Source organism: Pseudovibrio axinellae, assembly GCF_900110875.1.
GTDB classification, from domain to species: domain Bacteria; phylum Pseudomonadota; class Alphaproteobacteria; order Rhizobiales; family Stappiaceae; genus Pseudovibrio; species Pseudovibrio axinellae.
Window position 1 is genome coordinate 61,161 of the sequence record NZ_FOFM01000016.1, and the last position, 11,533, is coordinate 72,693.

Here is an 11,533-nt window from a genome sequence, read left to right on the forward strand (position 1 = left end):
GCTTACATGACTATCAACACTTCTCAAGAGTATTTAGCCTCGACCTCTTATGATTTAGAAATTGGAGATCAGGGACCCGTCCAATCTTCGTTACTAGACAGTATCAGCTTTTATGCGGACCATTTTCCTGAACTGGCCGCGGTGCAGGATCATGATCGTATCCTCAGCTACCAAGAGCTCAACGAACGCTCCTCACAAGTAGCCTCAGCAGTGAGAGGCCACGGCGTAAAAAACGGCGATGTAGTTGCCGTCTGTTTGCCTCGCTCTCAAGAGCTCGTAGTTGTCATGCTCGCGATACTGAAAGCGGGAGCAACGGTTGTCCCATTAGATGCCGCCAGCCCGCCAGACCGGCAAACAGCAATCTTAACTGATAGCCAAACACGTTTTCTTATCGTGCCAGAGGCGAGTGCATCCACGCCATTTTCCCAACAAGCGCATCAGATCCTTCATGCTGACCAGTTGCTCATACAAAGCCTGCATGAGAATAGCGGCGACCTCCCGCGTTATCCTTTGGCGAAAACTGCGTTTTTGTTTTACACATCTGGAACAACGGGGACGCCCAAAGGCGTTCAAGTGCCTCTCTCAGCAATCGAGAGGCTTGCCCATCAACCCCGCTTTGTCCCCATGCATATCGGAGATCGCTACGCGCATATTTCCAACCCTGCGTTTGATGCACTCAGCTTTGATGTTTGGGTACCGCTTTTAACTGGCGGATGTAGTGTCGTTTTCTCCAGTGACGAACTCTCCGATTTTGCAGGCTTTGCTCGGCAGCTGGAGCAGCAGTCGATCTCAACCATGTTCATGACAGTCTCTCTGTTCAATGCGATGGTCGATCACGGGCCTGCCTGCTTTGGATCGCTTGGGCATCTGCTCATTGGCGGCGAGCAGCTAAACCCCAAAACTGTCGAGAAATGGTATGCAGCAAACCCTGAAAGCGCCTGTCAGATATACAATATCTATGGCCCGACAGAGTGTGCAACCTTTGCCTTGTGCTTTGCAATTCCTCGGGACTTTGATGCAGACATCATTCCCATTGGCAGTCCCATTGCCAGTACAGACTGTCAGCTAAGGTCATCAAACGGCGAAATCACCAATACTGGTGAAACTGGGGAACTCTATCTTGGCGGCGCAGGCGTTGCTCATGGTTATCTGAATAGAACAGAGGAAACACAGCGTAGGTTTGTAGAGCTTCCAAACTCTGGAAAATGGTATAGTACTGGCGATCTGGTCCGCCTCAATCCGCAAGGTCTGGTCGAGTATGTGGGCCGCATTGACAGGCAGATCAAAGTACGCGGGTTTCGCGTAGAACCTGAAGAAATCGAACAGCGCATCCAGCAATATCCGAAGATACAGCAGGCTTGTGTTTTAGCAGCTCAGGAACAAGGCAAACCGCTTGAGTTGCATGCTTACTTAGCGAGTGAAGAGCAGCTTGATTATGAAGAGCTTGATGCCCACTTTTCTGCTTACCTGCCAGATTATATGCGTCCTCATAAGGTCTTTTGTCTTGGCTCGTTGCCTCTGAATGCAAACGGGAAGATCGACCAAAAAGCCCTTCAAGAAATGGAGACTACTCCATTCCGTCGTGTTTCCTCCTGTGATGCCTCGGAGAGTGCCGTTCTGAGCAGCATTCTGCAAACTGCAGAGATGGTTTTGAGTGTGGCGCAGTTAAGCCGTGAAGAGACGCTGCTTACCGCAGGTGGCGATTCACTCAAAGCAATCAGCTTATCTAACCAACTCAACACAGTATTTGGCTGCCGCGTTGCGCCGTCACAGCTTCTAAACCTGACATTTACTGAACTCTCTGAGATTGTTGGCAAACACAATGAGCAAGCCAACAGTTTACCGCATGCATCTGCTCCATCAGGTTTGGCAAAAGAGCAGGCAACCTCGGAGCAAATGCGGTTATGGCTACAGCAACAAAAGAACCCTGCTGACATATCCTACAATACACCGTTCATTTTTCGGTTTTCAGGTCATCTGAGTGCCGAAAATTTGGGTCACGCAACATATGAGTTGGTCAAAAAACACCCGGCACTGCGCACCAGCTTCCATCTCATCGATGATGGGGTGCAGCAGCGGGTCGCTGAAAGCAATCCAGAGGCGTTTCACTTCCACGGAACCTTGGAAGAAGAAGCAATTTCGCAACTCCAAACCAAACTCCTCACTCAACCATTTGTTCTTGAGCACCCAAGCCTGTTTCAACTTCATCTGGTCCACGAACCAAATGGCAGCAGCGTCCTTCTGTTTCATGCACACCATATCATTCTGGACGGCTGGTCACTCAACATCTTGTTTGAAGATCTTTCCCGTTCATTTCAGGCAGAAACAGACGAGACAGGACAGGACCAAAAGCCAATTGGGCTGACACCATTAGATTTTGCAAAATGGCAGTCGCACCTATGGGAAACTAAACATTACAACAAGCAAAAGGATGCTCTCTTCAAGCTATACGACGCGCCGGAGATGGAGGAATGCTGGAAGCCCGTGCTGAAACACGGTCAAGGGATGCAAGGTGTTTCAGCGGGGCGAACACGTTTGACACGTCTTGACGCAGCCACCAGAGCAAATTTGCTAACCATTGCAAAGCGTCTTTCACTAACACCCCATCAGGTCTTTCACGCGCTGTTTGCCCATGCACTTTATGTGCACACGGGGAGAACGAGTTTCACAGTTGCAAGCCCTGTAGCGAACCGGCTAACAACAGAGTTTGAAGCAACAGTTGGAATGTTCGCCAACACAGCGTTGGTTCCGGTTAATATCGACCCAACTGCCTCCATTCAACAAAATACAAGCACCCTCACTCAGGCTTCAAAACAAGTCCTTGCCTGTCAGGATGTTGCCTTCGAACATGTGGTTGATCATCTCCAGAAAAGGAAGCGTATTTCGGGCATTCCGTTTGAGTTTATGTTTGCGACCGAAAACACCCGTTACGAAATGCTAAAGCTCAATGGAGAATGCGCGCAGCTATCTTACCCTGAAGATGTCGCCCCCAAATGCCCGCTCTACCTGTCTGTTCTTGATGAAGCTGAAACCTACCAGTTCTACTGGGAGTATGATCTCAGTTATTTCGACAATGATGCTATCACCCTGCTGGAGCAAACCATGTTCGCTGGTTTGGATCATATGGAAACTGAAGAGGTTGCAGCGAACGTCTTCCAACTCAACACACAACAACGCATTTCGCATGTAACTGGTGCAAGCCAGTCATTGCCATACACAACGGTCGCAAGCTGGTTTCAGCAGCAAGTCTCACTATCACCACATGCACCTGCCCTCACATGGAGCGGCAACACTCTCACCTATCTTGAGTTGGATGAGTTATCCGGTGCTTTGGCTGCTAATATGCAGTCCACTATTTTTGGGACAACAGAACCTGCAGGACCTGCGCGCGTCGCACTCTATATGGATGCCTCCCCAGACTACATAGTCTCGCTTCTGGCAGTGACAAAACTGGGCGTAACAGCCGTTCCGTTGGACCTGAGCTATCCTCAAAAGCTGTTAGAGGATGTGATTTCGCAAGCCCAACCAGTTGGGATCCTCCATGCAGCGCAGGCAACCTTACCTTCTGCACTTGAACGCCAGGACTTACGCGCGCTCCCAGTAGATTTGCAAGAGCTTAGAAACTCGCAGGATCATCAGCATCCTCTGAAATTTTCAGATCGCGAAAGGCCCTTGTATACCCTGTTCACCTCCGGTTCCACTGGCCACCCCAAAGGGATTGATGTCTACAACCAGACACTTTGCAATTTGTTGCACTGGCAACAGCAACAGGGAGGATTGCCCGCTGGAGAACACACCATGCAGTTCTCCAAGTTAGCCTTCGATGTCTCGTTTCAGGAGATCTTTTCAACGCTCTGTTCGGGCGGGTGCTTCCATGTCATTGATCCTCTTTGGCGACAGGACATGCAGCGCTTGTTGAGTTATATGCGTGACAATAATCTGCAACGCATCTTCATGCCTTTTGTGGCGCTGGAATTGTTTTGCGAGGCAGCTCAAACATTCAACATTTCCCCCCATGCCCTGAAGAATGTGATCACGGCCGGCGAGCAGTTGTATTGCACCAAAGCCCTTCGCGCGTTTTTCACGCAATTGCCCCAGGCATCCCTGCACAACCATTATGGCCCAACTGAAACGCATGTGGTTTGCGCCCACTCATTGCACGGATCAGCAGCAAACTGGCCAACCCGCCCACCGATAGGTGCTCCTGTTCACAACACCGATATTCTCATCGTGGATGACAGCTTCCATCCGGTTCCATCCGGTGAACACGGCCAACTCCTCATAGGCGGCGATCTGGTCCGTCGTTGTTATCTGGACAATGCAGAGCTGAACGCAGAACGCTTTGTCATACTCCAGCCAGATAGTGGCACTGGCGGTTCAAAACTCTATTACAAAACCGGCGACATGGGCTTTCTGGATGAACTTGGGCAGGTAAACTATGGAGGCCGTCACGACCAGCAGGTGAAGATCTCAGGTCACCGCGTTGAACTCGGCCAGTTGGAAACCTCTCTGATAAATCACGGTGCCATCGAACAGGCTTCTGTTGTCTTTGACGACCAGCATAAAAAACTCCATGCCTATGTCAGCCTGCGAGTGGAAACCATCAACGCAGATGAGCTTGGTCACTATCTTTCAACACAGCTTCCTGACTACATCCGGGTTGACGAGTTCAGACAGGTCGACGAGTGGCCCCGCACTCCAAGTGGAAAGATAAATCAAAGAGCGCTGGCCAGCTGCAAATGGCGCAAGATTGAACGTAAAAAACGCAAAAAAAACACAAAAAACGCAATTCAACGCACCAATGAACTCATTGCAGCTTTTGAACATGTCACTGGTGCATCCATCATTGCGAACCAAACATTTTTCGAAGCTGGATGCTCTTCTCTACAATTAATGCGCTACCAAATGCATCTCAATAAAGTGTTGGAAGAAAAAGTCAGTATCGCAGATCTGTTTCGTTATGTAACGCCTTCAGATCTGGCAGAACATCTTGAAGGAAAAACGGAATCAGAAACCCGGACTAGCAAAGCAAAGACAACTCAGAGCGCGGGTAAAGTTGCTATTATCGGTATGGCACTACGTGTCCCAGGCGCAGATGACCTGGCCGAGTTTTGGTCCATGGTCCGTGAAAACCGAAGCGGAATTGAACATTTCACTCCAGAGAATCCTGATTTCGTTGGTGCGCGAAGCCAGATGAGCGAAATGATGTCGTTCGATCCTGAGTACTTCGGTATCAGCCCACGGGAAGCCGCGCTCATGGATCCGCAGCAACGGCATTTCCTGATGAGCTGTGTACATGCTCTTGAAAATGCTGGCATTCCTCCACTAAACACCGACCAAAACATCGGTGTTATCGCAAGCTGCGGTGAGACAACCTACTATCACGCAGCCCTTCGCTCCAAACCTCCAACCGCCCTTCCCGACAAGTTCCAAATGGCCTTACACCATGAGAAAGACTTCCTCGCCACCAAGGTTGCCTTTCAATTGGACCTCAAAGGCCCCGCCATTACACTACAAGCCGCTTGTGGAAGCTCGCTGATTGGCATTCATACAGCTGCAGGCATGCTCCGAAATGGTGAGTGTGATGTTATGCTCGCAGGAGGCGTGCTTGTAGATCCCGATATGACTGAGGGCTATAAGTATCAGTCTCAACACATCTTTTCCAAGGATGGCAACTGCTCACCGTTCAGCGAAGACGCCAGCGGTACCATCGGTGCCAGTGGTGTTGGGGTTGTGGTGTTGAAGTCATTGGATCGCGCCCGAGCGGACGGTGATCGCATCTATGCTGTTATCGAAGGATCAGCCATCAATAACGATGGGCGGTCCAAAATGAGTTATACCTCACCTTCAGTTTCCGGGCAGGAAAGCGTTATTCGTCAAGCCCTTACGAATGCAGGAGTAAGGGGTGATCAAGTCGGATATGTGGAAGCGCACGGAACAGGTACACAACTGGGTGATCCTATTGAAGTACAAGCCCTTTCATCTGCATACGGCAATCTCCCCGAAGCATCCTGCGCATTATCTTCTGTCAAAAGCCAGATCGGCCACTTAGGTGCCGGGGCTGGCGTCCTTGGGCTTATTCGCGCAGCTCTGTCGATCTATCACGGCTATGTGCCACCTAACCTAGGGTTTAAGCAGCCCAATCAAGAGCTTGGCATGGATCAAAAGGGGTTCTATATCCCGACGAACAGCAAAAAATGGGAAGATACATGTCCACGTTATGCAGGCGTCAGCAGTTTCGGAATTGGCGGCACAAACGCTCATGTTGTAATTGGAGAAGCCTCGGAAGACGAGCATCAACGATACGCGACTACAAAATGCCTTGTTCTATCAGCACATACCAAGACTGCACTTTTTTCTTTGGCAGAAAAGATCAAGAATTATCTTGAACATAACCCAACTTCATTTCAGCTGGTCCTCTCACATCTGCAATCAATCAGGCGAGCACACCCATGGCGTTTTGCAGTCGATTGTGATGAAGTCGAAGAGGCGATTGAAGCTCTGGGAGCATTCGTCCCGCATTACTGTGATAAGAATAAAGGAGCTTGCGATCCCGCTAGCCTAACCACAGCTGATTGGTTGGAAGGCAAAGAGATTGTGTCACAAAGTGCAGGTACTCCGCCGCCTTGGGATTTGCCAGGTTATTGCTTCGATCTTCAACAATACAACGTGTTAGAGCTTCCAGCAGCCAAAAGTAAGGCAAGTGAAAGCCTTCCAAAACGCCTACCAGAAGAACAATGGCTAAGCCAGATGGTTTGGCAACCAATCTGCCGCGTTGGAAGTTGCCAAACAGGGCAGAGATTAAAAACAGCGGTTGTTCTATATGATCCGAACAACGTCTCCGATGACTTTGCCGCACTTGATGCCGTCTACCATCGTGTTGTGCCTGTTTGTTATGACGGACGCATTTCTGGTGCTCATTCAGACAAGTTATCGGTAGATCCGTTTTCTACGGATTCCGTTGAAGACCTTCTGAGCCACCTGTCATTTATGAACCTTGGAGAGTTGGACTGGCTTCATGCACTTCCATTGTCCTGTAAAGGCGAGCAAAATGCATTAGATAGCCTTCAGGAAGCAAAAAAGGTTTGTCTGGACAGCCTGACTTATGTGCTTCAGGCTTACTCCAAATATGGGCTTAAGATCTCCAGAATATGCCTGCTCTCTTACGAAGCGGCACCGGTGAATGGCACAGTCGCTCAGCCATTACCCGGAATACTCGCTGGTCCACTCACTGTAATCCCTCAAGAGTTTGGTATTCAAACACTCTGGCTGGATTTAGAAGACACAAAACAAGGCTTCATTTGGTCCGAGGTTGCGTTTGCACTCTCACTTGAAGAAATGAAGGCACAACGCCTTGCCTTGCGTAATGGACTTGTTTGGGAATGCAGGATCTTACCACTTTCTCAAAATGGCCAAACTTCCGAACCGACTGAACTGGATGCGCCAGCTCTCTTCGTGGTTACGGGCGGCAGCGGTGCGATTGGAACTCAAGTTTGCAAGAGCCTGCTGGCTGATCCTCATGCTCAAATCGCAATTATCTCCCGCAATCCGCGCATTCCAGAAAAACTTCTGCAGTTCGGCACAAGAATACACCTGATACAGGCTGACATAGGAAAGCCAGCCACGTGGAGCGTCATATTTGAGAGTGTCGCCAGATTAGGTATGTACGTTGCAGGCGTCATCCATGCCTCTGGAGTTGGCGAAGGAAATCTGATTTCTTTCCGTGACCCGATGGAAGCCTACAAGAAGATGCTTGCAAAGTATGAGGGAAGTATCTTTGTCGAACGTTTCATTGAGGTATTCCAGCCAACGAGGGCTATCTACTGCTCGTCAATGTCAGCTGTTTTAGGAGGAGCTGGTCAGCTGGACTACGCTTCCTCTAACGCGCTGATGGACAGTTTTGCGCATTACAGTAATCCAGTCGCACCTGACACAATAAGAACCACCATCAACTGGGATATCTGGAGCGAAAGTGGGATGGCGACCCACTCCGATACGCAAGATGAACTGCATCAAAAACACCTCAAGCTTGGCCTATCCAACAAAGAAGGCCTGCGCACATTCTCTCAAGCATTTCATACAACTGTACCGCAAGTGCTGGTTAGCACTTGCGATGTTGAAAAGGCTCGATACTTCTATCGATCACTGGTCAGGAACGAGATCAAATCTGATGCGCGAACTATCAAGGCACACAAACTGAATCTCATTCGCGAGCAGATAGAAACCCTTCTTCTGCAACAACTTGGCCTCGATCAGATTGCCCCCGATGAATGCCTCTATGATTTAGGTATGGATTCACTTACTCTTCTGGACGTCGTTAGCCTCTTAGAACACTCTGACATTCGGGTGTTACTCTCCCAAATCCCGAAGAACACCTCCTTAGACTTGATTATGAATCTGGTTGAACGACAGCACAAGGCAATCCCCTCCTCTCCAAACAGCTCTTGGGCAGATGCGGTTGCCCTGCACCAATGGCATTCTGGTGAGAGCGATGAAGTTGTTGTTCTCATACATCCAATCGGTGGTGATGTTGAATCATACCGCGAACTGGCAGGAAAACTCCCGGACAACATTGAGATCACTGTGATTGCCGATCCTGCCCTCACAAATCCCGATCTACCAAAAATTAGTTTAAATGAAAGAGCTGCGGTTTACGCTGAGGCCATAACGAAAAGGCTTTCAAATAAGCGAATTCATTTGGTCGGTTGGTCATTCGGATCATGGGTTGCACAAGAAATGGCACTCTGCCTCTCGAAGCTACAAAAAGCTCCTGGCAACTTAACGCTCATTGATCCGCCTGCACCAAACTCTGGCGCAAACCTGAAGCAAATGAGTGAGCAGGAAGTCGAAGTCATCTTCTTGCAAGAGCTGAAGGCAAAATGGCCAGACAAAAGGATCCTCGTTGAGGACAGTCATGAACGACTGGCCTATCAAGAAGCACTTGTTCGCTGTACGAAAGCCAACCTGGAAGCGATGGTACACCATACAATGAGTCCGACGCCTTTCTGGCGGACGAATGTATTCTTGGCATCTGAAACTGCCAAAGGGTTGAACGGAACCCAAAATACAACAGTAAACTCCCGTGAAATCTGGCTTAAGTTGCTACCAGATTTACAAAATTGGCAGCTTATAGAAGCAGATCACTACTCAATTCTAATGGGAGAAACGTTAGATCACGTACTGGCTACCGCTGGTTTAGTCAAAGCACTCGAGTTGGCGTGATTGGAAGGGGGAGTGGATCTCTAAACCACTAATGCTTGGGTCCACTGCGAGGCTACAGCTGTAACCTTCCCATTTGACGTCAATATCCAGCAGTTTCAAAGGAACGGATTCTGAAGTGATCCAGGGGTGCTGTTGCTCTAATTTTACGTCAAGTGATCTGAGGTTATCACGTAACCCCTCACCTGTTGCCTTTAAGATGGCTTCTTTCCGTGTCCAACATCGATAAAACGTGGCTGCACGTTCCTTTGGACACCTCGATTCAATATGTAAATGCTCCATCGGATGACAAACAACCGGTATCAAATCAGTCATTTGTCTGTCTTGTCGCATGAACTCAAGATCAACACCCAAGGGTGCATTACGAGCCAAAGCAACTGCAACCAAACCGCCTGAATGACTTATATTAAATGTCGGGTATCCTGAGAGGTGTGGCTTACCATGATCTTGCAGCAGAAAGGGTGTTGGCGGTTGATCCACTCCCAGAATGGATCTAACGACCCAGCGACCCAAGGCAAACGCACGCCGGTCTCGCAAGAACCTGAAACGGGCACCTCTTGTTTTCTCTTCAGCGGTTATCGCTTGGTCCATTGGAAATGGATACTCCAATGGCAACAAAACAAGCATCACTTTGTTGGACCCACAGCAACGTTGCCATTGGTCTTTCACAGCCAAAAACCACTGCTGAGCGTCAGAGACGGAAAATGAAACAGGCATGAAATCTTAAGCGAGTTCTATGGATGAAGGCTGGTACAACTGACAAACAACATTTGCAGCATGATCTTTTATCTGATTAAGGATTTTAGCTGGAGAATGTTCAATAAAAAAGTGTCCGCCATCGACATCATCAATGGTAACAGTTTCAGAACTCAACTTCGTCCATCCCTCCACTTTATGTGGTTCCACAATCTGATCCTTAGTTCCTGCGTAGGCAAAGACTGGTGACGCGATTTGCCAGGGAACTCGTGGCCTATAAGTCTCACAGAGTTCAAAGTCACTTATAATCGCAGGTAGAAGCAAGTCTACAAGATCGTCATGTTGTGCAACCTGAGCAAACTCGGGATTAAACGAGATGAGCTCATCAACCATCTCCTCGCGTGTACACCCATCAAAAAACGGCAGGGTTCTTGGAGCAAAAGGAGACGCCGAAGCCAGAACAAAAAGGGCCGTTGGCGTCAGCTGGCTCTGCTTGAAAAGATGGAGTGCCAACTCGTAAGCAATCCACCCCCCCATACTTGACCCCAATATTGCAAAAGGGGCACCACCGAACTGCCCAATCTCTAGCGCTAGCTGCGATACAACCCTTTCCATCGCATTTATTGCTGGTTCTTTTAACCGGGTTCCTCGCCCTGGAAATTTAGCAGGCATCACGTTTACTTGATCACCTAGAGGTGCTTTCCATCGGTTATATAAGCTCGTATCACCTCCCGCTTGAGGCAAACAAACTAAGTTCAGCTTACACTTATCTGCTGTAATATCAAACCACTGGGACGACCATCGACAACTCATTTAGAAGTCCATCAATAAACTTTTCACTGAGGTGATTATTACGTGGTTTTGACGTGACGTCGAGTGGGCTATCATACGCAATTTATTAGTTTGAAGTTTGCAAATGAACCAACAAGCCTAGCCTCTAATGGTTTTTTCATGCATTGGCCAATGAGCACTCAATTAAGGTTTTGTCGCAAACTTTTGGTTTGCCTACAGTCACCTACCGCCGAGACGCAACTATCCTGCGAGCGCCATGAATTGGCGGTAGGCTGGAACACCCTCCCGGTTCCGTTGCCCTTTTCTGATCAAGTGGGCCGTTTCGATACCCTCAAGGGTTGGACTGGCCTAAAGAAAATGGAGAGCCTCTGTCTCACTATTTCTTTTCTTTCTCTCGAACGCGATTGGCGATTGATAGCCTAACGATGAATGCCGCCTGATTGGATTGTAAAAGCCCTCAATGTAAAGGCCAAGTGCCTTTTCTGCCTTCTGACGAGTTTGAAAGGCAGTTCGCCACAACATTTCAGACTTAATGGTCTTGAACGCGGTTTCCACTATGGAATTATCGAAGCAATTGCCTTTGCCGCTCATCGAGGGGGTAATCTTGTGCTTCCTCAAGAGCCTCTAATAAGCATCGGAGCAATACTGGCTACTTCTGTCGGAATGATGATTGAGACCATTCAGAGAAGTTCGTGTCGCCAGAGCTCGCTTTAATGCCGTTGTCACCAGATCGACGTTGTTGCATGGATCGTGATTTGAAGCTAATTTACTGAAGTCCTGCCAACATTTCAGATTTATATGCCTTATAAATTCAACGCCTTACGTC

The 11,533-nt window shown here is 48.8% G+C and carries 3 protein-coding genes and 1 pseudogene; 1 reads left to right on the top strand and 3 read right to left on the bottom strand.

Annotation, left to right across the window (positions count from 1 at the left end; genetic code table 11):
* The first annotated feature begins 6 nt into the window (after positions 1-6).
* Positions 7-9,222 (top strand): non-ribosomal peptide synthetase, encoded by a 9,216-nt coding sequence (locus BMZ51_RS21000; RefSeq protein WP_068008157.1) that lies wholly within the window; start codon positions 7-9, stop codon positions 9,220-9,222.
* Here the strand turns inward: BMZ51_RS21000 and BMZ51_RS21005 are convergent.
* The 3 genes and pseudogenes from BMZ51_RS21005 to BMZ51_RS21020 form a co-directional block, all read right to left on the bottom strand.
* Positions 9,196-9,936, bottom strand: a complete 741-nt coding sequence (locus BMZ51_RS21005; protein WP_068008153.1) for a 4'-phosphopantetheinyl transferase family protein — start codon at positions 9,934-9,936, stop codon at positions 9,196-9,198. The two genes, BMZ51_RS21000 and BMZ51_RS21005, sit on opposite strands and share 27 nt — an antisense overlap.
* A 6-nt stretch (positions 9,937-9,942) precedes the next feature.
* Entirely contained in the window at positions 9,943-10,728 is a 786-nt protein-coding gene (locus tag BMZ51_RS21010) for a thioesterase II family protein (protein ID WP_074882290.1), read from the bottom strand.
* A 327-nt stretch (positions 10,729-11,055) separates the two neighbouring features.
* Positions 11,056-11,439, bottom strand: a pseudogene (locus BMZ51_RS21020) (integrase core domain-containing protein); the annotation flags it as partial.
* Positions 11,440-11,533 lie beyond the last annotated feature (94 nt).

What these genes read in the sequence shown, in the direction of transcription:
- BMZ51_RS21000 (WP_068008157.1), top strand. Translation starts at nt 7, where the DNA reads ATGACTATCAACACTTCTCAAGAGTATTTAGCCTCGACCTCTTATGAT.
- BMZ51_RS21005 (WP_068008153.1), bottom strand. Translation starts at nt 9,936, where the DNA reads ATGCCTGTTTCATTTTCCGTCTCTGACGCTCAGCAGTGGTTTTTGGCT.
- BMZ51_RS21010 (WP_074882290.1), bottom strand. Translation starts at nt 10,728, where the DNA reads ATGAGTTGTCGATGGTCGTCCCAGTGGTTTGATATTACAGCAGATAAG.